Origin of the sequence: Photobacterium makurazakiensis (genome assembly GCF_050336715.1) — a bacterium.
Classification (GTDB): domain Bacteria; phylum Pseudomonadota; class Gammaproteobacteria; order Enterobacterales; family Vibrionaceae; genus Photobacterium; species Photobacterium makurazakiensis.
Genome location: NZ_JAKJSJ010000009.1, coordinates 128,215 through 153,326, shown reverse-complemented (window position 1 = coordinate 153,326; position 25,112 = coordinate 128,215). Strand labels below are relative to the sequence as shown.

Below are 25,112 nucleotides of genomic sequence, written 5' to 3'. Positions count from 1 at the left end.
AATGCAAGCTAATAATGAAGGCAAAAAACGGCCACGTAGAAGTACGTGGCCGGTATGTATTATTGTTTTTCTTCTTCTAGAGCGTCAAGGTAACGCTCGGCATCTAAAGCGGCCATACAACCCGTACCGGCTGATGTGATTGCTTGGCGGTAAGTGTGATCCATAACATCACCCGCAGCAAAAATACCTTCAACACTTGTCTGAGTTGCATTACCTTCAGTACCTGATTGTACTTTGATATAGCCGTTTGCCATGGTGAGTTGGCCTGCGAAAATATCGGTATTTGGCTGGTGGCCAATGGCTATGAATGCACCCATCACTTCGATGGTTTCTGTTGCATCAGACTGGGTGTCTTTAATGCGCATAGCCGTTACGCCCATGTCATCACCTAGCACTTCATCAAGTGTGCGGTCGGTGTGTAGGATAATGTTGCCATTTTCGACTTTATCCATCAGGCGTTTGATCAGGATTTTTTCTGAGCGGAATGAATCGCGACGGTGAATTAGGTGAACTTCAGAAGCAATGTTGGATAAATAAAGCGCTTCTTCAACTGCGGTATTACCGCCACCTACAACCGCTACTTTCTGGTTACGATAGAAAAATCCATCACATGTCGCACATGCAGAGACACCACGACCTTTGAATTTTTCTTCTGACTCAAGGCCGAGATATTTAGCTGAAGCACCAGTAGAAATAATGAGAGCATCACAGGTGTATTCGCCGCTGTCACCTTTTAGACGAAACGGACGCTGACTAAAATCAGTTTCGCTGATGTGGTCAAAAATAATTTCTGTTTCAAACTTTTCAGCATGATCTTTCATGCGATCCATCAGAGCAGGACCTGTAAGGCCTTCAGCATCACCCGGCCAGTTTTCAACTTCAGTCGTTGTTGTTAGCTGACCGCCTTGTTGCATCCCGGTGATCATTACCGGGTTAAGGTTTGCACGAGCAGCATAAACAGCTGCTGTATAACCAGCAGGGCCAGAACCAAGGATGAGCAGTTTACAATGTCTTACGTTACTCATTACTTCTCCAGACTGAAATGAGATATTTATCTTATGAAGGGTGATTGTAGGTAAATTGGGTCGCTATTGAAAGGGGGATTTCAGAAACAGAAGAGGGAGCTAGAAGGAATAACGGCTATTCAGTTATCCCTTCTTATTATAATGTTTTTTCATATGAGATTATTTATAGGCATAAGAGTGTTTATTCTAATTCATGCTAAGAGCGACAATTGGATCGGTATAATGCAAATCGAATGCTTCCGCGACCTCTTTGCAGGTGACCTTACCATAGATGACATTCATCCCAGCTAAAAATCCTGGATCATCAATCAGTGCTTTTTTATACCCCTTATTTGCTAAATTAATCACATAAGGCAATGTTGCGTTGTTAAGTGCAAATGCCGATGTTCTGGCGACGGCACCCGGCATATTGGCAACACAATAATGTACTACGCCATCAATAATATAAGTTGGGTCAGTGTGAGTCGTTGGGTGGGATGTTTCAAAGCAGCCGCCTTGATCAATAGCAACATCGACTAGAGCAGAGCCTTGCTTCATTTGTTTTACATGCTTGGCGGTGATCAGTTTTGGTGCTGCAGCCCCCGGAATCAGTACCGCGCCGATAATCATGTCGGTATCAGGGACCAGTTTATTAATTACCTCTTCGGTTGAATAAACGAGCTTTATACGACCTTGGAACTCACGATCTAATTCACGCAATGTTTCAAGGTTCCGGTCAAGTAGAGTGACATCAGCACGCATGCCCAGAGCCATCCTGGCTGCGCTAGAGCCTACGACGCCACCACCGAGGATCATGATTTTGGCTGGTTCAACACCGGGGACACCGCTTAGTAATAGTCCTCGTCCTCCATTAGAATTCTCTAGTGTTTGTGCCCCTGCTTGGATAGACATTCTGCCAGCAACTTCTGACATTGGGGCTAAAAGAGGTAGCTTTCCAGTGCGATCGGTGACTGTTTCGTAAGCAATACAGATGGCTTTGCTAGCGATTAGGTCTTTTGTTTGGGGAAAATCTGGGGCAAGATGTAGATAGGTGAATAATATTTGCCCTTTAGAAAGCATGGCTCTTTCTTCTGCTTGAGGCTCTTTTACTTTGACAATCATCTCTGATCTGGTAAAAACTTCTTTAGCGTTAGAAATAATAACAGCGCCTGCGCTTTCATAGTCTTGGTCTGTCAACCCAATACCGTCACCGGCATGGGTTTCAATAAGTACTTGATGGCCGAGTGAGACGAGCTCACGAACACTACTGGTTACTAAGCCCACCCGGTACTCGTGATTTTTGATTTCTTTGGGTACACCAATGATCATCCTGCTTCTCCCTTGGTACTCAGTATGATTGGCTATAGACAAGGATGTAAATGCAGATCTAATGGCAGTATAGTTGGCTAGTTAGAGTATTTGATTCTAAAATTTGGAAAGTTGTAGTATATTTTTTTGCAAGGAAGTAAGAAGGTGGAATAAAAAATGGTAGATACCAAGAAGAAACCATCCAAGGAATTGGATCGTATTGACCGTAATATATTGAATGAACTGCAAAAAGACGGTCGAATTTCGAATGTTGAGCTATCCAAACGTGTTGGACTATCCCCAACGCCGTGCCTTGAGCGCGTGCGTCGATTAGAGCGTCAAGGCTACATTAGTGGTTATACTGCGCTTTTAAACCCTCAATATCTTGATGCGTCGTTACTTGTGTTTGTTGAAATCACGCTTAATCGTGGTGCAGCAGACGTATTTGAGTTGTTCAATTCGTCAGTACAGGAACTAGAAGATATTCAGGAGTGTCATCTTGTTTCTGGTGATTTCGACTACTTGTTGAAGACACGTGTATCAGATATGTCGGCATACCGTAAACTACTAGGTGAGACATTACTTCGTCTTCCTGGTGTTAACGACACCCGTACCTATGTGGTAATGGAAGAGGTTAAGCAAACCAATAACTTGGTTATTAAAACGCGTTAACCTGTAATCCTAAAGTCTTTGGCATACGCTGCAGATATTCTGATTAATCAAGCGACTTTCTAGTCGCTTGATTTGTTTTTAATACTTCAACTTCGTTTTTCACTTTATTCCATTGACCTCATGTTCATGTTTTACTGCTAATGTTTGTCGCATAAATACGATGACTTCCCTTCAACAGACATTCATGAAAGTAAATCTTATTCATAATTCGCAGAAAATCACCATTTCTTTACTTTTCAAAGATGGCAAACAGTCAAAAAGCCGCATGGTTTAGTATAAGATAGGGCATAAGTTTTTATGTTATCTAGCATTGTTAAATCTGCTTCGTCAGAACGATCACCTACATGGTGTTGATACAACAGTGCTGCATGGCAATTTATTAGTTACATCGGAGTGTTTTTTGAGGAAAGTTAAGGGCAAGAAGCTGCCTAAAATTCGCCTTTCCGGGGGACAGCGCTTACTGGAAAGCTTTCTAATCATCGGCATATTGTCGGCGGTTTTCATCATGGTCGCCTTGTTATCGTTTGATCCGGCTGATCCATCTTGGTCACAAACAGCATGGGAGGGACCCGTTCAGAATAAGGCTGGGGCTCTAGGTGCGTTTGTTGCTGATACCTTCTTTTTCACTCTAGGCTCACTGGCTTACCCATTACCCGCTGTTATTGTTTTAACGGCCTGGGTACTTTTCCGGCGTCGTGAGCAGCAAGTCGCTATTGACTACATGATTTACGGTACACGTTTACTTGGTTTACTACTGTTGTTTGTAACCAGCTGTGCGTTAGCGGACTTGAACTTTGATGATATTTGGTACTTTTCTTCCGGCGGGGTGATTGGTGATGTTGTGTCTAACATGGCTTTACCCATGTTTAACCTGTTGGGGGCGACCCTTGTCTTAATGTTCTTTTGGGCTGTGGGCTTTACCTTATTCACAGGGATCTCTTGGCTGACTATCGTTGATAGGCTAGGTGAGGGAACATTAGGGCTGTGCGCAGCTTTTCTGAATAAAGTACGCTCTGATAAGTCTGAAACATTGACGCCTTTTGCCGCTGAAATTCCCGATGAACATCAAACTGAGTTTGGTAAGCAACTTGTTCAGCAGCAAGACAGTGAACCTGATGCCGATGACGTGTTACTTGCCACGTCGAGTACAGCTAAAGAACTGCCTCGTGTTAATGATCGCAATGTATTCGCGCGCAAGGAACCCCAGTTTAATGAGCTGGTGAACGAAACCGTTGATCCATTGCTTGCTGAAACTCAAGCGTGGGAGCAACAGTCTGCGACGGCAGAGCCGGTTATCGTGATGCCTGCAAGAAAGCAAAATCAGGCGGTAACGCCGGAAACAACACAAGCGGTATCGCAACCTGTACCACAGCCAGTGGCCGTGGCTGAAATTGAAACAGCACCGATTACACATTCAGTAAGTAAAGTAGAAAAAATAGCGCCGGCTACAGCATCTGTTGCAGAGCCTGTGTTGACTCATGCCGTGGCGGCTGAAGTGGTTGATAGCCATGTGAATCAAGCTGTTATTGATGAACCGCTGGTGGAAATTACGTCCACGCAACAGGCGAAGGGCATGACGATAGCGGATCTTGAACGTGAGTTGGATAAAGATGAAAACTTCACGGTTTATATGAATGACGCAGAGGGGGCTACGGATAGTGAGCCTCTAAATCAGCCGATGGATATCGCAGCTGAGGGTACTGCTGACATTACTGCTGATAGCATCGTAGAGCCGAATAAGCCATTACTGCCAATCACGACTGAAATGCAAAGTCATCGTTCTGAGCTGAGTAGTTCACATTCAGTTCAGGCTGAAGCTGTAACATCAGAAGAAATAGAAACAGCACCAATAGAGACAGACCCCGTACCATCGGCTCAACCTCAGGCAGCATTGATGCCTGACCACGAGATAGAAATTGGTGTGCAAGATGGGTTGTCTGAGCTTGAACGAGCAGAACGTGAAAGCGGCACTGTTACCGATGAAACCCTCAGTGACGAAGACGAATTTTTGCAAAAAATTCGTGATGCACAAAAAGCACAGGCACAGGCTGCAGGGTTAGATAACCCATTCTTAATGAAGAAAGATGCCGATCTGCCTGCGCCAACAAGTCCGATGCCAACCGTGGATTTACTGGCACCGGCTAGACAGAACGTTCAGCCCGCGAGTGAAGAAGAGCTCAAGCAGACCGCGATGTTGGTGGAATCGAAACTGGCGGATTATAAAATTAAAGCCAAGGTCGTTGGTGTATACCCAGGCCCTGTTATTACGCGCTATGAGCTTGATCTTGCTCCTGGAGTAAAAGTAAGCCGTATTTCAGGATTAGCAAAAGATTTAGCGCGTGCATTGTCGGCATCGGCAGTACGTGTGGTCGAGGTTATTCCTGGTAAGCCTTATATCGGCTTGGAACTACCTAACGTCAATCGTGAAACCGTTTATATGTCTCAAGTTATTGATAGTGATAACTTCCAACATAAAAAAGGTGCACTGCCGATTGTACTTGGGTATGACATCGCGGGTGAAGCGGTGGTTGAAGACCTGAGTAAAACGCCACACTTACTGGTTGCTGGTACAACGGGTTCTGGTAAATCGGTTGGGGTTAACGTGATGATCCTTAGCTTGCTGTATAAGTGTAAGCCTGAAGATTGCCGCTTTATCATGATTGACCCGAAAATGCTTGAACTCTCTATTTATGAAGGTATTCCTCATCTGTTAACCGAGGTGGTTACTGACATGAAAGATGCAAGTAATGCCTTGCGTTGGTGTGTTGGTGAAATGGAACGTCGTTATAAGCTGATGGCTGCGGTAGGGGTACGTAACCTTGCTGGTTTTAATGCCAAGCTAGAAGAGGCTGCCGCCGCAGGGCACCCTATACACGATCCGTTGTGGAAGCCGGGTGATAGCATGGATGAATACCCACCAATACTGGAAAAAATGCCAAGTATTGTGGTGATTGTTGATGAATTTGCTGACTTAATGATGGTTGTCGGGAAAAAGGTAGAAGAATTGATTGCTCGTCTAGCGCAAAAAGCGCGAGCGGCAGGTATTCACCTCGTTCTTGCAACACAGCGACCATCAGTGGATGTTATTACAGGCCTGATTAAAGCAAATATTCCAAGCCGCATGGCATTTACTGTTTCAACGAAAACTGACTCACGAACCATTTTGGATCAGGGTGGGGCAGAATCATTGTTAGGTATGGGTGATATGCTTTATTTAGGAGCAGGACAAAACCACCCCGTGCGTGTACACGGCGCCTTTGCTTCAGATGATGATGTACATAATGTTGTTAATGACTGGAAAGCGCGTGGCAAACCACAATATATAACAGGTATTCTAGAAGCAGACCAAGGAACAGAAGGCCTGTTGCCTGGGGAAGCGCCAGTATCTGGCGATGATGATTTAGATCAGCTGTTCGATCAAGTTGCGGCTTTTGTGACTGAATCTCGTCGTGGTTCAGTATCAGGTGTGCAGCGGAAATTTAAGATTGGTTATAACCGTGCAGCACGTATTGTTGAGCAATTGGAAGCTCACGGGATAGTCAGTGCGCCTGGACATAATGGTAACCGTGAAGTTATCGCGCCAGCGCCGCCGCCTCGCGACTAGTCAATTTGTTTTTAACATTCATTTGCAGCCAACATACTGGCTGCAAATCTAAAAAGGTCACCCAATGATTAAAAAAACGTTATTCACTTTATTTATTGCTGCACCCATGGTGTTTTCTGTTAGTGCTTGGGCAAACCCGCAACAAGAGCTGAGTACGCGTTTAGGGAAAGTGAATGCCTTTAGTGCTGACTTCAAGCAAAAAGTTGTCAGCCCCGAGGGGGATTTATTGGATGAAGGTGAAGGCGATATTTCCCTTAAGCGACCAAATTTATTCCGCTGGAATACAGAAACGCCAGATGAAAACTTGTTAGTTTCTGACGGTAAGACATTGTGGTACTACAATCCGTTTATCGAGCAAGTTACCGCTATGTGGCTTAATGAGGCAACAGAGCAAACCCCGTTTGTTTTGCTTACCCGTAATAGCACAAAAGACTGGCAGCAATATAATGTCGCGCAAACATCAGATACGTTTACGTTAACACCTAAAAGTAGTGCATCGTCTATGGGGAAATTCATTGTAACGGTTGCAAGTACAGGTGAAATTCGCGAATTTTCAATTGTAGAGCAAGATGGTCAGCGTAGTAGCTTTACGCTTTCGCAATTCACCAAACAGACACCAGCATCTGACTTATTTCGCTTTACCCCACCTCAAGGTGTAGAGCTGGATGATCAGCGCAATTAATCACAGGGTCGGTTATTTTTAGCCGAACAATGTGTTTAGAATTAAATAGGTGGTGCTTAGGTGCCACCTTTTTCGTATTTCAAGCTGGGTGGATTGTTATTCGCCCTGTCGGTAATGAGGAGTTGTTATCTTGAATAACTTCAGTTTAGATTTTTCGTCGGACTTTCGTCCGTTAGCTGCACGTATGCGGCCACGAACAGTACAAGAATACATTGGCCAGAAACATATCCTTGGTGAGGGTAAACCGCTGCGTAGGGCGTTAGAGGCTGGTCACTTGCACTCAATGATCCTTTGGGGGCCTCCGGGCACTGGTAAAACGACTTTAGCGGAAGTGGCTGCAAATTATGCAAATGCAGAAGTTGAACGGGTTTCTGCTGTTACATCAGGCGTTAAAGATATTCGTGCTGCCATTGATAAGGCGCGAGATAACAAGATGGCGGGTCGCCGTACCATCTTGTTTGTTGATGAGGTGCATCGCTTTAACAAAAGCCAGCAGGATGCATTTTTACCACATATCGAAGATGGCACGGTGACATTCATTGGCGCAACGACCGAGAATCCATCGTTTGAGCTGAATAATGCATTGTTGTCGCGTGCCCGTGTGTACAAACTGAAGTCTTTAGAAGCGGATGAAATTCTTGAGGTTATCGAACAAGCGCTGGCAGATACCGAACGCGGTATCAGTGCCACCAACGTTTGTTTTGTTGATGATGTCAAAGCTCGCCTTGCTGACTTGGTGGGAGGCGATGCACGTATGTTGCTCAATTACCTTGAGCAGATTATTGATATGGCCGATGAAGACGAGCAAGGTATCAAGCAAGTGACGTTGGCATTATTGGCGGAAGTCGCGGGTGAGAAAATTGGCCGTTTCGATAATAAAGGCGATTTATGGTACGACATGATCTCAGCGGTGCATAAATCAATTCGAGGCTCTAGCCCAGATGGTGCACTGTACTGGTTTGCGCGTATGCTACAGGCTGGTTGCGATCCGCTATATATCGCTCGACGTTTACTTGCTATTGCATCTGAAGATATCGGTAATGCAGACCCTCGCGCTATGCAAATTGCAGTATCAGCTTGGGATTGCTTTACTCGGGTCGGTGCTTATGAAGGGGAGCGAGCCATTGCTCAGGCAATTGTTTATCTCGCCAGTGCACCAAAAAGTAACGCTGTGTATACCGCATTTAAGCAAGCTCAAATTGATGCAATGAATCATCCTGATTATGAGGTGCCTCATCACCTTCGTAATGCACCCACAAAGCTGATGAAAGAATTGGGGTATGGCGAAGAGTATCGCTACGCTCATGATGAACCGGGCGCGTACGCTGCGGGAGAATGCTACTTCCCTCCGGAAATGGCAGGAACGCGATACTACCAGCCAACAAACCGAGGCTTAGAAACCAAAATTGCTGAGAAATTAGATTATCTCGCTTCATTGGATGCAAAAAGCCCGTCAAAACGCTATCAATAATAGGGCTTTTTGGGTATCGTTGAGGGATCAGCGTTAGGTTGCCTAACGCCCTCTGAATTAAAAATTATTTAGTCACCAATTTGATTAAATAATGTGCCTTTAGAACATTACGAGCACAGGATAAGCATGCTAGATTCTAAATTACTTCGAACTGAGCTGGACGCAACAGCAGAAAAATTAGCGCGCCGTGGTTTCATTCTTGATGTTGAACTATTACGTTCTCTAGAAGAAAAACGTAAATCACTTCAAATCAAAACAGAAGATCTTCAGGCACTGCGTAACTCGCGATCGAAGTCCATTGGCCAAGCAAAAGCGAAAGGTGATCACGAAGAAGCTCAGCGAATCCTTGCTGAAGTCGGTAACCTTGGTTCTGAACTAGACGCAGCAAAGAAAGCCCTTGCAGAGCTTCAAGCTGAACTAGACACCATTACACAGATGGTACCTAACCTACCGGATGACTCTGTACCACAAGGTAAAGACGAAGACGAAAACGTTGAAATTTCTCGTTGGGGTCAACCGAAGACTTACGACTTTGAAGTGAAAGATCACGTCGACCTAGGTGAGATGGCTGGCGGACTTGATTTTGCAAGCGCAGTAAAAATCTCAGGTGCTCGCTTTATTGTGATGAAAGGTCAATTTGCACGACTACACCGTGCAATTGCGCAGTTCATGCTTGATCTACATACCGATGAGCATGGCTACACTGAGATGTATGTACCATACCTTGTAAACAAAGAAAGCTTGCTGGGTACTGGTCAATTACCGAAGTTTGGCGAAGATCTTTTCCATACTAAGCCTGCGACAGAAGAAGGCCAGGGATTATCTTTGATCCCAACGGCTGAAGTACCTGTTACAAACATGGTGCGCGATACCATCACTGATGACGCTGATATGCCAATCAAGATGACAGCGCATACGCCGTGTTTCCGCTCTGAAGCTGGCTCTTATGGTCGTGATACGCGTGGTCTTATTCGTATGCACCAGTTCGACAAAGTTGAATTGGTTCAGATCACGCGCCCTGAAGACTCAATGGCTGCTCTTGAAGAGCTAACTGGCCACGCTGAGAAAGTACTTCAGTTACTAGAACTGCCTTACCGTAAAGTGATTCTATGTACGGGTGACATGGGTTTCGGTGCGGTTAAAACTTACGACTTAGAAGTTTGGGTTCCTGCGCAAGAAACTTACCGTGAAATCTCTTCATGTTCGAACTGTGGTGATTTCCAGGCTCGTCGTATGCAAGCACGCTTCCGCCGTAAAGGTGAGAAGAAGCCAGAACTTGTTCATACATTGAATGGCTCTGGCCTAGCTGTTGGTCGTACGATGGTTGCTATTCTTGAAAACAACCAAGAAGCTGACGGCCGTATCACTATCCCTGAAGTACTGCGTAAGTACATGGGTGGGCTAACGCACATCGGCTAATTGCCGATTGGCTATATATTAGATATGAAAACCCAGCCAGTTGGCTGGGTTTTTTTATATCTGACTGTTCAAGCATGTTCGGGGGCAGGGCGAAAGAAAGGCTATAGTGGAATGTTTTTGATTTTTTATGCTTTAAATGTGAATTAATCTTCATTTGTTGTTGAGTCTGAAATTTTTATCGATATAATCACTCAAAAGAAAAGTTATTCACTATAAGTGAAATAATAATCATCTAGGGAGCAGTCAGATGAGCGATACACTATTAGCCCAAGAGAAACTTAAGACCAGCCGGAACGTGCTGATGTTTGCAATCCCATCATTGCTGGGGCTGTTTTTTTTCCTTGCTCCATTAACCGTAAATGGTGATTTTACTTTTCCATTAGCATTAATGGCGAAAGGCTTTAAAGCGTTACTGGGTGAAGCGATTCTTCCAACAGTCGCCGCGGTTATATGCTTTTCAGCTCTTTTCTCTGTTATTGCGAGCTCAGTAAAACCTGCCTTTGTGACGCAGTCTCCGCTAATGACAAGGCTGTTTATATTGACACCAACTTGGCTGGTGATTCGTTCTCTTGGTGCGGTGTTTACCCTTGTGGCGCTATACAAAGTTGGACCTGAGATGATTTGGGATGGTAATACGGGGGGGTTAGTACTAAACGATTTGTTACCATCGCTTTTTGTTACTTTTATCTTTGCTGGCCTGTTACTACCTCTTCTTCTGAATTTTGGCCTACTTGAGTTATTGGGTACCTTATTAAGTAAATTTATGCGTCCAGTTTTCAGGTTGCCAGGACGTGCGGCCATTGACTGTATTTCTTCGTGGTTAGGTGACGGAACTGTTGGGGTTATTTTAACCAGTAAGCAGTACGAACAGAAAAAATACACGGCACGTGAAGCTGCGGTCGTTGCAACAATGTTTTCACCAGTCGGTATTTCCTTCTCATTGGTTGTACTAACTCAAGTAGGGTTACAAAATTATTTTGTTCCTTTCTACTTAGCCATTTGTTTGTCGGGCGTTGCTGCTGCCATGGTTATTCAGTTTTTACCGCCACTTTCTTACAAGAAAGATGTGTACATTGACGGGACTAAACCGAACCGTGACGATGAGCTAGTGCCAGAAGGGCACTCAGCAATGAGCTTTGGCTTAGAGTTAGCCCTACAGCGGGCGAGCAAAGTGAAAAGCTTAGGGTCAGTAGCGAAAGAAGGAATTCATAACGCATTAGACATGGTTATTGGTGTACTGCCTGTCGTAATGGCTGTGGGTACTATGGGTCTAATTGTTGCTGAAGGCACACCGTTGTTCTCTTTGCTTGGTGCACCATTTGTGCCGTTACTAGAGCTACTTAATGTGGCAGAAGCACAGGCTGCAGCACAAACGGTTTTAGTTGGTTTTACTGATATGTATGTGCCATCGATTATTGCAGCTTCAACCATTGATGCCGATATGACTAAGTTTATTGTGGCGGCGCTATCTGTTACTCAGCTGATCTTTATGTCAGAAACAGGCTCAGTGATCTTGAGCAGTAAAGTGCCAATTAACTTTCTTGAGTTAGTTGCAATCTTCATGCTGCGTACTTTAGTTACACTGCCGATTATCGCTATGGTTGCTCACTGGATATTCTAATTCAGACATCACATAGCTGTTAAAAAGCCCGCTAAATTGCTTTATGTTAAAATGCGATTTAGCGGGTTAAAAGGTGAATAACCTTTTTCCCTTCCTGTTCTTCATGCATGGTTACTGCTGGCATCTTTATCGATAATTCCCTACCTATTTCGCTTAAGACATGGTCATAAAACTGGAACAGCACATCTGAAACTTGTAAAGAAAATAAATACAGTTCACTTTCTACTTTGATAGTCTCTGGATGCCGTAAGTCAATTTGGTTAAATTGCGCTGTTAGCTCTTCGAGTATTTGCAGTTCAATCACTTCTGTATAGGGTATGGCAATTTGCTTTAGCCGCCGATGTAATATTTTCAGGTGCAGATTAAGCTCTCTTTCCATAATATCTTTATCACTATGATTCGAATAATAATGAATGGTGTACCGGAAGCGGCTAAGGCTATCTATTGCATTGAGTGTTATTGGCCATACGGATTGGTACTGTTTAAAAATGGTGTCTTTATCTGCTGCAATTAGTGTTTGTGTAATTGTGTCGTCAATGAGGTAAAGCACATGACGAATGGTCTTTCCATGTATGGTTTGATTACGCTGTATTGAATAGTGCGGCCATTCATCGAGTAGTTTCGATATTTGTTGCATTAAAAGGCGATACATAGGTTTATTGTTATGCTCAGCTTGACTTAGTAAGGAACGAATTAGAGATTGAATAGCCATTGACTCAGCTAAGGCTGGTTGATACAGATGAGCATGGGGGGCATTGCAAAGTTGATGATGTGTTTGGCGGCGGTGAAAACGAAGTAAGTGGATTAGCTGTCTTAAGCCAATGATCTGATTGAAGCGGCTATTAAGTTGATGACGTTGCAGCCTTACATGATAAACCCAAGCACTAATGATCGTGATTGTGATGATAATGGAAATAATTAAATAGAACATATGGCCTCCATGACACAATTAAGGTCGATAGAGAAACCCCAGCAAATGTTATGCCGTTACCACATTATGTTAATTCGTATTTATCTACATAAAATCAATGCGTTAAAATTGATTATGAGCAGGACTTTTTAGTCACGCACCATATCAGTGCGAAATAGAAGGGTATTGGTGCAAAAAAGGCTCCGAAGAGCCTTTCTATTACCATCTTAGCGTTATATCACGTTTATGTTATGACGCATTTGTCTTTGGTGTTGGGTGAAGATGAATTTCTTCTTCTTTTTCACCTGCATGCGGGTCATTGAAACGCTCAACATCTAGCTCACCTTCTGTTTTCGCGACAATACATGTCACACAGCTATCGCCAGTAATGTTAACCGCAGTACGGATCATATCAAGTAGGCGGTCAACACCCATGATAATTGCGATACCTTCAACAGGTAGGCCAACCTGGTTCAGAACCATCGCTAGCATGATTAGGCCAACACCTGGAACACCAGCAGTACCAACAGAAGCTAGCGTTGCTGTAGCAATTACCATTAAGTAATCACCCATGGTTAGATCAATATTGAAAGCTTGTGCAATAAAGGCTGTCGCAACACCTTGCATGATCGCTGTACCATCCATATTGATGGTGGCACCGAGCGGTACAGTGAAAGAGGCAATACGGTTTTTAACGCCTAAGCGTTTTGTTGCCGTTTCCATGGTCACTGGGATAGTGGCATTTGAAGAAGCCGTTGAGAAAGCGAACATAATCGCATCTTCCATTTTCTTCAGGAAGATTCTAGGGCTTAAACCCGTGAATACTTTGAATAGGGTGCCGTATACCACAAAACCATGAAGCAATAGTGTACAAGACAGAACCAAGAAGTAACCGAATAGATTGAAAATCGCATCCAGACCAAGACCTGTGAACAATCTTGCCATCAAGAAGAACACACCGTATGGCGCAATGTTCATCAATAAAGCAACAAGCTTCATGATTACATCGTTTAAATCAGCAAAGATGCTCGCAATGCGCTCACCAGGCTTACCTGCTGCGCTGATCGCTACACCAAACAAGATTGCAAAAACGATAATTTGTAACGTATTCCCTTGCGCCATTGAGTTGATTGGGTTAGTTGGGAACATGTTGATGATAACTTGGCCCAAAGATGGTGCTTCTTTAGATGCAAAGTTTGATGCTGCTGCAAGGTCGGCACCCGCTCCTGGCTGGAAGATATTACCCATTACCAGTGCAAGTGTGATAGCAATTGCTGTTGTTGTTATGTAGAAAGCAAGGGTCTTACCACCAAGGCGGCCAAGAGTACTGATATCTTTTAGTGTACTTGTTCCGCACACAAGCGAAACAAAAACAAGTGGTACGACGAGCATTTGTAAGCTGGCGATAAAGATAGAACCACCAACATCAAACAGGCCATCCACTATGTATTCGTATACAAATGAAGTTTCAGCAAAAAGTGAGCGAATAGCGAATCCTGTCAATATGCCCAATACCATACCGAGAACTATGCGGCCAGTAAGAGACATTTTTTTCTTTTGTGTTTGCATTAAAAGAACACTCCTTATAATTATTCACTCTGTAATTCATTCACCAGAGCGCGGAGCAGGTTAACAGCACTTTAGGTGTTAACGCGAAGTAAAATGCTATTGCGAAGTCAAAGCTATGTTTCGGATCACACTTTTCAGTACAGAATGATGTTCTGATAACATGAAATTTAACCATAAATTAACTTGTGACGTAATAATAGCTCGCTTTTTCTACTATGGTTTCGTGTTGAGCGAAAATAAGCTTCGTTTAAACCGAGTTGGTGAGATATTTAGGCTAACGATAGAATCAACCATTAACATTGTTTTTCGTAGTGTTTCAGTTTGATAACAGTTATGTTGTTATCAAGTGTAATTGATAAGTTAACATGCTTGCCTTTGGGTAAATAATTAGATCTAAGGCATATATTTTCGGATATTGCTGGCAGGTATAGCTATTAAGTCGCAATGATGCACTTAATTATTCATCGGTGAGTACGTATGATAGCAAGCGTGTGCAGCCCGCGGCTGAAAGTTTCAGGTATGCGGGCTGTGATAGGGTGCTACTTTACCGTCGTTAGAGCACTGGGCTTAGCGTATCTTCAAGTAACATATCAATACGTTGAATGTAGTCGTTATATTCAGCCGTATTTTCCTTCGCGAAGTGGAAATTACGGAAGTAACGTGTCATACCTGTGAAGAACTTACGTGCTTCATCTTTATTGTTGAAGTTGTAATTCTGACGAGTAATGTGAACAACTTTGTTAAAGACGAATTGCTGACGCTCGAAACTGCATGAAGCATCAACGTCATCGAATGCATCTTGCTGTAGGTAAACCATATCAACAAGTAGTGCCTTCTGGTAAGTCACGTAATCATCAATAGATATACCTTCTTCACCCGTCACCTGCATCATTTTACCAATGCTATCACCAGTTACGATAAGCTTCTTCATCTCTTTGATCGTAGGAACCCACTCAGGACTGATGTGTTCAGCATACCAAGGCTCAAGCTGGTCAAGGTAACGAGACCATGAAATTAACGGGTCGATCGCCGGATAGAAACGCTTATAAGCACGCTCGTAAGATAGACCTAGGAACGTTTTGACCGTACTTAGCGTTGACTGTGTAACTGGCTCTTCAAAGTTACCACCGGCTGGTGATACTGAACCAATCATTGTCAATGAGCCGTTTTCGCCATCTTCGTTGTTGATCACACCACAGCGTTCGTAAACACCTTTAATTGATGAATCAAGGTATGCAGGGAAACCTTCTTCACCAGGGATCTCTTCCAGACGGTTCGATGTTTCACGCATTGCTTGTGCCCAACGTGAAGTTGAATCAGCTAACACCAACACGTTATAGCCCATCTGACGGTAGTACTCACCTAGCGTCAAACCGGTATAGATAGATGCTTCACGAGCAGCAACAGGCATTGACGACGTATTACAGATGATAACCGTACGGTCGATTAGCGTTCCACCGTGCTTAGGATCGGGCAGGTGAGGGAACTCTTCAATTGTTTCTACCACTTCACCCGCACGCTCACCGCACGCAACAACGATTACGATGTCTGCGTCACAGTAACGAGAGATACCGTGTTGAAGTACGGTTTTACCTGAACCGAATGGCCCTGGCACACAGCCTGTACCGCCTCGGGCAATCGGGAAGAAGGTATCGATAGTACGCGTCGTTGTTACTAGCGGCTCCGATGGGAACTCACGCGTCGTATTACCTTCAACAGAAAGGGTATTGGCAATAGATTGACGTACTGGCCATTTTTGGACCATGGTCAATTTGTGCTCTTTGCCTTTTGAATCAGAAATATGCGCAATGACTGTATCAACAGTAAAGCTCCCTTCCTGAATCCAAGTAACCTCTACTTCACCTTTAATATGGAATGGCACCATAATTTGGTGAGTGAAGCGGCCTTCTTGAACGCTACCTAGCGATTGACCTGCACGTAACTTATCACCTTGACGCACTTTAGCGTTGAATGCCCAAGTTTCAGTTAGGTCTAGCGAGTCAACGTGCATACCACGTTTTAAAAATTTACCGTGGATTTGGGCTAAACGCTCAAGCGGCTGTTGTAGGCCATCATAGATTTGAGACAGGATCCCAGGCCCTAAATCTACGGTTAACATTTCACCGCTTTGGATAACGGCATCGCCGACAGCAACACCACGTGTGTCTTCATAGACTTGGATATCAGCGCTATCACCATTTACACGCAGAACCTCAGCCATTAGCTGTTCGTCAGCACCTTCGGTTTGTTTACGGTTTGGAATTACGTAAACAACTTCGTTTTTGATCAGTGCACCCTTAAGTTCAGGGTTTAGACGGATCTTTAGGGTGTCACCAATAACGGCAGTAACGTGTGCAGTAGGTGTTTTATTAGTCATTTCAGTGCTCATTGAACAACCTGTTTAATTTGTCTTAATCTGGCAGATTACTGGCGAAATCGCCCAGTGCATCTTCGACTAGTTGGTCGAATCGCTCAATCGCAAGTTCACTATTATAAGTGGTCCAGCGAGAGACTAAGTTCCAACGTAGTAAATAAATCACGACAGCCTCAAAGCTGAAACGTTGGCTGCTACCTGCGCGATCTAGCTCATGCCAAACAGCATTAAGTAGCTCTTTTTCAAGCTCTAGGCTTTGGTCATTTTCCATGTACCGAGCGACATCAGGTAGCCACGGAAAAGTAAACTGCAGATTAAAATACGGAATATTCCAGTTACGACGGATATATTCATAGCGGGTACCAAAGCTCCAACGTGGCTCAGAAGGGGCTTTCTCCCCTGCTTTTTTACGACGAAGTGCGGCAACCACTGTACGCATATCTAACCGCCAATCGATAAGGTCACGAAGTACCTTACTGTTCACTGCATCGCGTGCGCGCGTTGCAAATTTGATTAGTTCTGCTTCTTCAATATCATTTTTGCCTTGATCCCAGTGCATGAGGTTTTCAATCATGTCTAGGGTCTTTCTTTCATCGAAAGACAATGCGCTTAAACGACGTTCAAGCTGGTAGCGTGAAATTGGCGTTACTTTACTATCAAACAGTGAATCGATGTGCGGTAGCGAAGTCAGCAGACCATGGTATGCTTTATTCGACATATTCGCTCCTTTGATGGAGAGGCAGGTAAACCTGCCTCAGCCGTCTTATTTAACAATGCCTTCCAGCAGTGCACGGAAACGTGGCTGCAGGTGGTTTAGCATCATTTGAGTAACAGTTTCTTCAGACAACTCAATTTCAATATCTTTGTCTTTCAGGCGGAATACCAATGCATTGGTGTTATCAGCGTCAACGCTGAACGATACACCTTCACGAAGCATTTCAGCAGCTTGCGCTACAGCGAAATACATTAGGCTTCCTTCTGTCATCTCTTCTGGATTTGAGCGTAATTCGTCAACCCCAACTACTTTTGATGGTAAAACGACATCAACAGCTTCTTCAGACTCAATGGTATTACGACCTGCAACTTCGATGATCATTTGCTTAAGCAATGTTTCATCCGTAAGTTCTTTGCCAACGGTAGCTTGAATTTGCTTGCTAAACTCATCTTGTAGGAACGTTTTAAGCTCAAGTACGGCATTACGTTTTGCCATATCAAATGCCTGTTGACCTGCAATCGTAATGAAGTCAGCTTCTTTACGTGCATTGCCAAGAATACTACCCGCTTTATCACGTGCTTCAGCAACCAGTGTTGAGGCTTCTTCTCGTGCTTCTGCAATGATCTGCTCTGCCGATGTTTTACCCGCATCAACGCCTTGCTGGCGCAGTGTTTCCACCAGTTGCTGGATACCCGCAGATACCGGTGCGTTTTGATTTTCTACAGTCATGGTCTATTCCTTAAGCGCCGATGTTCGAGCCCATTACTAGCGCGAATACGAAGGCAAATACTGAGAAACCTTCTACGATTGCAGCTGGTGCGATAGACAGACCGAATACTTCAGGCTTGTTCTTCGATGCATTGATTGCCGCTGATACTGCTTGACCCTGGTATACCGCCGAGAAAAGTAGTGCTAGACCAGTCATAAGACCGATACCGAACAGGCCGCCAGCTGTTTCTGGGCTTACGCCAATAGCAGAAAGCGAGAACATGATTACGATACCGTAGATAACCTGAGATGATGGCATCGCAGATAGGCCGATGTACTTACCGTAGCCTGATTCAACATCTAGCATTGCGCCACAAGCTGCTTGACCTGCAACTGAACAGCCGATAGCTGAACCGATAGCACCAAGTGCAACTGGAGCGAATGCGCCTAACCAACCTAGTGCGATAACAAATTGTTCCATTTTTTAATCCTCTTTCTTTCGAAAAGCTTTGAACGGGTAACCTTCATCAGAGAGGCCCCAGTTTACAAATTCAATTACATTTAGACGCATGCCGTGAACCACGCCACTCATAATACAAAGTGCGAAGTTAAGAACATGGCCAAGCAGCAGTATCAGACCCCCGAAGAGCACCCCTGAAACGGGCTGGGCTTCAACAACTTGTCCTGCTAGTGAGTTAAATGTCATCGCCAGTGATGCACCTGACAGACCCAGTGCGAATAGACGCATATAGCTGAGGATGTCACCGAATGCACTCGTGATGTTGTAGATCGCTTTAGCACCATCGAATATGCGTAGCAGTAAGTCTTTTTTACTGTTAACTTCGCGCTCACTGCTGTAGACGCAAACCATGCCTGCACCGCCGAGCATGACTAAGCCACCTAAGTACTTACCAAACCATGTCCATACTGTGCCTGTCATGCCAAACCATACCAACATGCCACCAAACATTAGCGCCGCCCAACCAAGAGGGGCTAATGCACGTTTATGCGGACGGTTGATATAGGCGGTCATTACGTTAGCAATAACAAGATGCATAACCCCTATGAATACCGAGAGTTTCATCATGGCAGCATAGTTGTTCATATCGATGATGTTAAAGAAGCCCAAGAAGCTACCGTCACTGGGGCTAACCCCAAAGTAACTCCCTGAAAGTGCACCCCAAACGATACCTATCCCTGACATAAACAGGCCGAGGTTCATTAAGCGGCTACCTTCGTTCGACGCGGTTAACTTGTCTTTGAAGAACAAGATAATCAGGCCGAAAATGGCACTATACATAACGTCATTCATGATCATTGCGAAGAACAATGCGAATGAATAGAACACCAAGTTACCTGGGTCCCACGCTCGGTAGTTCGGGGTTTGGAAGAAGCTCATTGCTTCTGAACCGCCACCCGTAAGATCGGAGTTCTCTAACAATGTTGGAGGCTCGTCTTCCGCTTTTGGTTCTTCAAACAGCACGGCGCTGCCGTAGACTTCTGCAAGCTCAATCACGGTCTCTTCTTGATCGGCTGGCATCCAACCTTGAACTAAGAAAAAGTCGCCTTCATCTTGTACGCCAGAAGAGGCTAACAATAATTCAGCGTGATCTTGGCTTGCTGCTAATGATTGGCTCAATGGGTAGACCCAGCGAGTCAAAGCTTCCCGCTCAGCATAAAGGTCTTCTAAGTGCTGCTCTGAAATTTCAATTAATTCATGAACTTCAGACAAGCTATTATGACCAACGTGTGAACGTTCGACTGGCATAGCAGGTTCATCAGGCTCATTTTCAGAGACCAGCACAATGAATGCGCTTTTCTGATCACGATGGATTTCTTGCCACGGTGTTTCTACGTCACGAAGCAAATCAATTTGCTTTAGTGGCATAACGTAGAACCAAAAACGTAGACCGTTAATGCTGTCCAATTGAGGTAGTGTAAACTCCCCCCATGGACGCAAGAGCTGCATACGTTCTTTGTACATGTCGCGCTTGTCTTGCTGCTGGCGTATTGCCTGCTTGTTTTGCAAAATCTGTGCGACCAGCTCATCGATATCAACCAAGGTTTTATCGGTCACTGAACGGCGGCGACGTTCTACGCGGCTAAGCCAAGCTAGTGCTTCACTGGCATCAGTTGGCTGTTGCATCGCGAGGGCACGGTTTGCTTGTGCATTATCTTCACTAAGTGGAATCAAATGCATGCAGCCGAGTGCCTGCAGAGCCATGAGGGTTTCTTCACGACGAGACGCTTGACCACCTAGGGTTAGACGTTTTAGACGTTTAATACTCATGCTTGGCCTCCCTGCGTTTTAGCTTGCTGCGCTAACACTTTTTGTTTCGACAGTTTCGCATTCATTACAGCAGCACGATCTTGATCTGATAAGTAGATCCCGATACGGCGAATATTCTCTTTTGTTTCAGGGATCAGAACTTTAGAGAATAAATTCACACGCTGACTAGTAACGCGAGTTGCGTGACTGATCAATTCATAGCGTTTTTGAAAGACAGACAGTTCAACACGTAAACGAACCATCTCTTTCAGTTGGCGAACAACACTATCAACCCAATGTGGGCGAGCTAAGAAGCTGTACGGTGTCAATTCAAGATCAATATCTTTGATAATTGGCACACGACAACCAACAATATTTTGCGTATCAAGCGTCACGTTATTCACTTTAATTAAGTTGTTAACGCTAATCTCTTTACAGGCCAGCATCGGAATTGTTTCTTCAACAATTTTTCGGAGATCAGCAACACGTTGCTTCGCTTCGTTTAATGCTTTTTCGGCTTTTTTACGCTCAATCATTAGTTGTTGACGCTTCAGCTCTAACGCAGGCAGGTAGCGGTTATATGTTTTCAAGCTACGTTTTTGTTGGTTTAACGCGCTTTTATTGAGTGCTACCTTTGCCATGGCTTATGCCTCCGCTGCTTGTTCAGCAGACTGATTCGTAGGCCAGTATTTATCTAGCAAACTGTCTTTAATCAGCGTTTCTTCTGGATCAAAGCAGTCAGCAAGGATTTTCCAGCCAAAGTCGAGCGCATCTTCCAAAGACATATCAACGTCAAGTGACATGAAGTTATTCTTGAATAGATCACCATACTTAAGCGTTTTATGGTCATATTCAGAGAGTTCGAAAGCCATGGCTTCTTTTTGTTTCGCTTCAACAGCTTCAGAATACAAGCGAATCAGCGCATCCATTAACGCACCATGGTCTTCGCGAGTCTTCTTACCCACAACCATCTGCTTAAGGCGAGAAAGAGAGCCGAATGGGTCGATTACACCATCATGAAGGTAGAATTGACCTTCGGTGATATAGCCCGTGTTATCAGGCACTGGGTGGGTAACATCGTTACCTGGCATTGTTGTAACCGCAAGAAGGGTTACAGATCCTGCACCTTTGTAGTCACAGGCTTTCTCATAGCGCTTTGCTAACTGAGAATAAAGATCACCCATGTAACCACGGTTAGATGGGATTTTATCCATTGATACACCGATCTCTTTCATCGCATCTGCGTAAGAGGTCATGTCAGTGAGCAGAACCAGTACTTTCTTGCCTTCTTCAACCGCGAAATGTTCAGCGACTGACAGTGCCATATCGGGAGCGAGTATACGCTCTACCGTTGGGTCTGAGGCTTGGTTAACAAACATGACGGTACGTGAAGATACGCCTGCTTCTTCGAATTGAGTTTTGAAGAAGTGGTAATCATCGTAAATCAAACCCATACCAGCAAAGACGACAACATCAGCTTCTGCTTGGATGGCAACACGTGCCATGAATTTGTTATACGGTTCACCCGCGACAGAGAAGACAGGAATTTTTTGCGATTCAACGAGTGTGTTGAATACATCGATCATCGGTACATTTGTGCGAACCATGCGCGATGCAAGGGTACGACGCACAGGGTTAACGGATGGGCCATCGATTTCAACTTTCGGATCGTGTTCTAGCTCCGGACCTTTGTCGATAGGTTGACCTGCACCATTAAAGATACGGCCTAACACGTTAGGCGAGTACGTCACCTGCATCGGCTGGTCTAAGAAGCAAACAGCAGCGTTAGTCGAAAGGCCTTTACAGCCTGAAAATACCTGTAATGAAACTTCTTCATTATCAATTTTGATGATTTGAGCGAGTGAATGGTTTTCACCGTTTTGCTCAATCATTGCGAGATCGCCATATTTGGCTTTCGCATTACTTGAAGATAAGTTGGGTACTTCTACCCGGATTAAATCACCAACAATACTGAGTATATTGGTATAACGTAATAGACTCTGTGGCATTACAATACCTTGATAACTGCCCAAAAAAAGAGTTTTTTAATGAAAGTGCTTAACGCAATTTTTCATTATTTCATACGCTTTTAAACTGCTTACCTTTCCAAGGTGAGGTTTCAGTTCAAAGCACAGTTGCTAAGACTATGCTTCTCACATGCATTTGGTATCAGCTAGTTGTTTCAGTCTGTGATTTTTTGTAATAAATGATTTCTGTCACATCGGTAAAGTCGATACTATTCATCGGATTAAATAGGGGTATTGATTAAGGTAATATTGGTGTGTCTTTTTGAATTTATTATTCAACCTATTGATTTTAATTAAATAAGTTGTGTTTTATGTTGGTTTTTACTTTGTTGCGTTCTGTAAAATTATTTTGTTTTTGCGACTCGATTGGTACTTTTCAAAATTGAAAAGTAAGAAATCACTAATTTTTAGACATTTAACATATGTAAAAAACGTAAATGACTTTTATGTTAATGAAATGTAGCGAGGTTTGGTTTTTTCGTGGTTTTATGTCTTGTGGCGATAATGGGCATAAAAAAAGCCAGTCGAGATGACTGGCTTTAAGAACTGACTTGCGAAGGTGTATTACATTACTCGCATACCAGGCTGTGCGCCTTCGTGTGGTTCAAGGATCCAAAGATCTTTGCCACCAGGGCCAGCAGCTAGGATCATGCCTTCAGACATGCCAAACTTCATCTTACGTGGCTTAAGGTTGGCAACCATTACAGTGTGCTTGCCGATAAGCTCTTCAGGTGTGTAAGCTGATTTGATACCTGAGAATACCTGACGCATTTCACCACCGATGTCCAACTGGAACTTCAGTAGCTTGTTGGCTTTTGGCACTTCTTCACAAGAGACAATTTTAGCGATACGCATGTCAACTTTAGCAAAATCGTCGAATTCGATTTCGGCTTCAATTGGCTCATCGTCCAATGGGCCTTTTGTCGCCGCTTCAGCTTGCGCTTTCGCTGCTAGTTCTACCGCAGCATCTTCTTTAGATGTTTCTACCATTGCAGCAACGTGCTTAGGATCGATACGGTTGAACAGTGCTTTGAATTTAGTTACTTCGTGACCAGTAAGCGGGGTCGCAATAGCTTCCCACGTTAGCGTCTCGTTTAGGAAGCCTTCAGTACGCTCAGCTAGCTGAGGCATAACTGGTTTCAGGTACGTCATAAGAACGCGGAACAGGTTGATACCGACAGAGCAGATCTCTTGTAGCTCCTGATCTTTACCTTCTTGCTTCGCAACAACCCACGGTGCTTTTTCATCAACGTATTGGTTTGCTTTGTCAGCCAACGCAGTGATTTCACGGATAGCACGGCTGTATTCACGGTTTTCAAAAAGCTCAGCGATACGGTCAGCAGCACTGGTAAATTCAGCGTATAGCTCAGGCTCAGCAAAGTTATCTGCCAGCTTGCCGTCGAAACGCTTAGCAATGAAGCCTGCATTACGTGATGCAAGGTTAACGATCTTATTCACAACATCGCTGTTTACACGCTGAGTGAAATCTTCAAGGTTAAGGTCAAGATCATCGATGCGGTTATTCAGTTTCGCTGCGTAGTAGTAACGTAGACATTCAGGGTCTAGGTGCTGAAGGTAAGTGCCCGCTTTAATGAACGTACCTTTAGACTTAGACATTTTTGCGCCGTTTACTGTCACATAGCCGTGCACAAATACGTTGTTTGGCTTACGTAAACCAGCACCATCTAGCATCGCAGGCCAGAATAGGCTGTGGAAGTAGACGATATCTTTACCGATGAAATGGTAAAGCTCTGTTGAGCTATCTTTGTTCCAGAATTCGTCGAAGTCTAGATCATCACGCTTGTCACATAGGTTCTTGAATGAGCCCATGTAGCCGATTGGTGCATCAAGCCATACGTAGAAGTATTTGCCTGTTTCACCTGGGATCTCAAAACCAAAATATGGCGCATCACGTGAGATATCCCACTGCTGTAGACCGGATTCAAACCATTCCTGCATTTTGTTTGCAGTTTCGTCTTGAAGTGCACCTGATCGGGTCCACTCTTTAAGCATGTCTTCAAATTGAGGTAAATCGAAGAAGAAGTGCTCTGAATCTTTCATTACAGGTGTTGACCCTGAAACGGCAGATTTCGGGTTGATCAACTCAGTTGGGCTGTAGGTTTCACCACAGTTGTCACAGTTGTCACCGTACTGGTCTTCAGATTTACACTTCGGACATGTGCCTTTTACAAAGCGGTCAGGCAGGAACATTTCTTTCTCAGGGTCAAACAGCTGAGAAATGGTGCGGCTAGTAATAAAGCCTTTATCTTTTAGCTGAGTATAAACGAACGACGCAAGCTCACGGTTCTCGTCTGAATGTGTGCTGTGGTAGTTGTCAAAGCTAATATCGAAGCCAGCAAAGTCAGCCTGGTGCTCTTTGCTCACTTCGGCAATCATCTGCTCAGGATCCATACCCATCTGCTGGGCCTTAAGCATGATTGGAGTACCGTGTGCATCGTCTGCACAGATGAAATGAACTTCGTTGCCGCGAAGGCGCTGATAGCGCACCCAAATATCCGCTTGCACATGCTCAAGCATGTGGCCCAAGTGGATAGAACCGTTAGCGTACGGCAGGGCGCAGGTCACCAGAATTTTTCTTGGATTTGCAGCCATAATGTCTTGTTTCGCTCATGATGGGTAATAAAAACGTAGCTGTAAATACTACCTGATGGATAACGTGTTGCCTAGGATGATCTGTTGATAATCCGCGTAAATAAGGGCGATAAATGGGCATTGGTGATAGGATGAAGATAAAGAAC

Annotated in this window: 18 protein-coding genes; 6 read left to right on the top strand and 12 right to left on the bottom strand. The window is 44.3% G+C overall.

Features of this window, described 5'->3' with window-relative positions; all coding sequences use genetic code 11:
- Positions 1-59: 59 nt before the first annotated feature.
- Both trxB and ald read right to left on the bottom strand, forming a co-directional pair.
- Positions 60-1,025, bottom strand: coding sequence for a thioredoxin-disulfide reductase (trxB, locus tag L4D09_RS01015; protein WP_428455624.1), 966 nt, complete (start codon positions 1,023-1,025; stop codon positions 60-62).
- A gap of 186 nt (positions 1,026-1,211) precedes the next feature.
- Positions 1,212-2,333, bottom strand: coding sequence for an alanine dehydrogenase (ald, locus tag L4D09_RS01010; protein WP_428455623.1), 1,122 nt, complete (start codon positions 2,331-2,333; stop codon positions 1,212-1,214).
- 156 nt (positions 2,334-2,489) lie between these two features.
- Here ald and lrp point away from each other — a divergent pair, with 156 nt between their 5' ends.
- The 6 genes from lrp to L4D09_RS00980 all read left to right on the top strand — a co-directional run bounded on the left by lrp (position 2,490) and on the right by L4D09_RS00980 (position 11,781).
- Positions 2,490-2,984, top strand: a complete 495-nt coding sequence (gene lrp / locus L4D09_RS01005) for a leucine-responsive transcriptional regulator Lrp (RefSeq protein WP_428455622.1) — start codon at positions 2,490-2,492, stop codon at positions 2,982-2,984.
- A gap of 400 nt (positions 2,985-3,384) precedes the next feature.
- Entirely contained in the window at positions 3,385-6,588 is a 3,204-nt protein-coding gene (locus tag L4D09_RS01000) for a DNA translocase FtsK 4TM domain-containing protein (RefSeq protein ID WP_428455621.1), read from the top strand.
- A gap of 67 nt (positions 6,589-6,655) precedes the next feature.
- Positions 6,656-7,270 (top strand): outer membrane lipoprotein periplasmic chaperone LolA, encoded by a 615-nt coding sequence (gene lolA, locus L4D09_RS00995; protein WP_428455902.1) that lies wholly within the window; start codon positions 6,656-6,658, stop codon positions 7,268-7,270.
- Positions 7,271-7,400: 130 nt separating this feature from the next.
- Positions 7,401-8,741, top strand: a complete 1,341-nt coding sequence (locus tag L4D09_RS00990) for a replication-associated recombination protein A (RefSeq protein ID WP_428455620.1) — start codon at positions 7,401-7,403, stop codon at positions 8,739-8,741.
- Between the two features lie 126 nt (positions 8,742-8,867).
- On the top strand, positions 8,868-10,160 hold the full coding sequence (gene serS / locus L4D09_RS00985) for a serine--tRNA ligase (RefSeq protein WP_428455619.1): 1,293 nt from the start codon (positions 8,868-8,870) through the stop codon (positions 10,158-10,160).
- Between the two features lie 247 nt (positions 10,161-10,407).
- Positions 10,408-11,781 carry a YjiH family protein gene (locus L4D09_RS00980; RefSeq protein WP_428455618.1) on the top strand — a complete coding sequence of 458 codons (1,374 nt, stop codon included), beginning with the start codon at positions 10,408-10,410 and terminating at the stop codon, positions 11,779-11,781.
- 58 nt (positions 11,782-11,839) lie between these two features.
- On the opposite strand, the gene L4D09_RS00975 is transcribed toward L4D09_RS00980, so the two are convergent.
- The 10 genes from L4D09_RS00975 to metG all read right to left on the bottom strand — a co-directional run bounded on the left by L4D09_RS00975 (position 11,840) and on the right by metG (position 24,966).
- Complete coding sequence (locus L4D09_RS00975; RefSeq protein WP_428455617.1) at positions 11,840-12,712, bottom strand: hypothetical protein; 873 nt, start codon at positions 12,710-12,712, stop codon at positions 11,840-11,842.
- A gap of 228 nt (positions 12,713-12,940) precedes the next feature.
- Positions 12,941-14,260, bottom strand: coding sequence for a dicarboxylate/amino acid:cation symporter (locus L4D09_RS00970; RefSeq protein ID WP_428455616.1), 1,320 nt, complete (start codon positions 14,258-14,260; stop codon positions 12,941-12,943).
- 553 nt (positions 14,261-14,813) lie between these two features.
- Positions 14,814-16,637 carry a V-type ATP synthase subunit A gene (locus tag L4D09_RS00965; RefSeq protein WP_428455615.1) on the bottom strand — a complete coding sequence of 608 codons (1,824 nt, stop codon included), beginning with the start codon at positions 16,635-16,637 and terminating at the stop codon, positions 14,814-14,816.
- Positions 16,638-16,671: 34 nt separating this feature from the next.
- The gene (locus L4D09_RS00960; RefSeq protein ID WP_428455614.1) at positions 16,672-17,352 is read right to left on the bottom strand and encodes a DUF2764 family protein; all 681 of its coding nucleotides are present in this window, start codon (positions 17,350-17,352) and stop codon (positions 16,672-16,674) included.
- 45 nt (positions 17,353-17,397) lie between these two features.
- Positions 17,398-18,078 (bottom strand): hypothetical protein, encoded by a 681-nt coding sequence (locus tag L4D09_RS00955; protein ID WP_428455613.1) that lies wholly within the window; start codon positions 18,076-18,078, stop codon positions 17,398-17,400.
- A gap of 10 nt (positions 18,079-18,088) precedes the next feature.
- Complete coding sequence (locus L4D09_RS00950; RefSeq protein ID WP_428455612.1) at positions 18,089-18,538, bottom strand: ATP synthase subunit C; 450 nt, start codon at positions 18,536-18,538, stop codon at positions 18,089-18,091.
- Positions 18,539-18,541: 3 nt separating this feature from the next.
- Positions 18,542-20,347, bottom strand: a complete 1,806-nt coding sequence (locus L4D09_RS00945) for a V-type ATP synthase subunit I (RefSeq protein WP_428455611.1) — start codon at positions 20,345-20,347, stop codon at positions 18,542-18,544.
- A complete protein-coding gene (locus L4D09_RS00940) occupies positions 20,344-20,967 on the bottom strand; it encodes a V-type ATP synthase subunit D (RefSeq protein WP_428455610.1) in 624 nt (207 codons plus the stop codon). Before L4D09_RS00940 ends, L4D09_RS00945 begins: the two co-directional genes overlap by 4 nt.
- A 3-nt stretch (positions 20,968-20,970) precedes the next feature.
- The gene (locus L4D09_RS00935; protein ID WP_428455609.1) at positions 20,971-22,335 is read right to left on the bottom strand and encodes a V-type ATP synthase subunit B; all 1,365 of its coding nucleotides are present in this window, start codon (positions 22,333-22,335) and stop codon (positions 20,971-20,973) included.
- 582 nt (positions 22,336-22,917) lie between these two features.
- Positions 22,918-24,966, bottom strand: a complete 2,049-nt coding sequence (gene metG, locus L4D09_RS00930) for a methionine--tRNA ligase (protein WP_428455608.1) — start codon at positions 24,964-24,966, stop codon at positions 22,918-22,920.
- Positions 24,967-25,112 lie beyond the last annotated feature (146 nt).

Coding starts and splice junctions, on each gene's coding strand:
- trxB (WP_428455624.1), bottom strand. CDS start 1,025: ATGAGTAACGTAAGACATTGTAAACTGCTCATCCTTGGTTCTGGCCCT.
- ald (WP_428455623.1), bottom strand. CDS start 2,333: ATGATCATTGGTGTACCCAAAGAAATCAAAAATCACGAGTACCGGGTG.
- lrp (WP_428455622.1), top strand. CDS start 2,490: ATGGTAGATACCAAGAAGAAACCATCCAAGGAATTGGATCGTATTGAC.
- serS (WP_428455619.1), top strand. CDS start 8,868: ATGCTAGATTCTAAATTACTTCGAACTGAGCTGGACGCAACAGCAGAA.
- L4D09_RS00980 (WP_428455618.1), top strand. CDS start 10,408: ATGAGCGATACACTATTAGCCCAAGAGAAACTTAAGACCAGCCGGAAC.
- L4D09_RS00975 (WP_428455617.1), bottom strand. CDS start 12,712: ATGTTCTATTTAATTATTTCCATTATCATCACAATCACGATCATTAGT.
- L4D09_RS00970 (WP_428455616.1), bottom strand. CDS start 14,260: ATGCAAACACAAAAGAAAAAAATGTCTCTTACTGGCCGCATAGTTCTC.
- L4D09_RS00965 (WP_428455615.1), bottom strand. CDS start 16,637: ATGACTAATAAAACACCTACTGCACACGTTACTGCCGTTATTGGTGAC.
- L4D09_RS00960 (WP_428455614.1), bottom strand. CDS start 17,352: ATGTCGAATAAAGCATACCATGGTCTGCTGACTTCGCTACCGCACATC.
- L4D09_RS00955 (WP_428455613.1), bottom strand. CDS start 18,078: ATGACTGTAGAAAATCAAAACGCACCGGTATCTGCGGGTATCCAGCAA.
- L4D09_RS00950 (WP_428455612.1), bottom strand. CDS start 18,538: ATGGAACAATTTGTTATCGCACTAGGTTGGTTAGGCGCATTCGCTCCA.
- L4D09_RS00945 (WP_428455611.1), bottom strand. CDS start 20,347: ATGAGTATTAAACGTCTAAAACGTCTAACCCTAGGTGGTCAAGCGTCT.
- L4D09_RS00940 (WP_428455610.1), bottom strand. CDS start 20,967: ATGGCAAAGGTAGCACTCAATAAAAGCGCGTTAAACCAACAAAAACGT.
- L4D09_RS00935 (WP_428455609.1), bottom strand. CDS start 22,335: ATGCCACAGAGTCTATTACGTTATACCAATATACTCAGTATTGTTGGT.
- metG (WP_428455608.1), bottom strand. CDS start 24,966: ATGGCTGCAAATCCAAGAAAAATTCTGGTGACCTGCGCCCTGCCGTAC.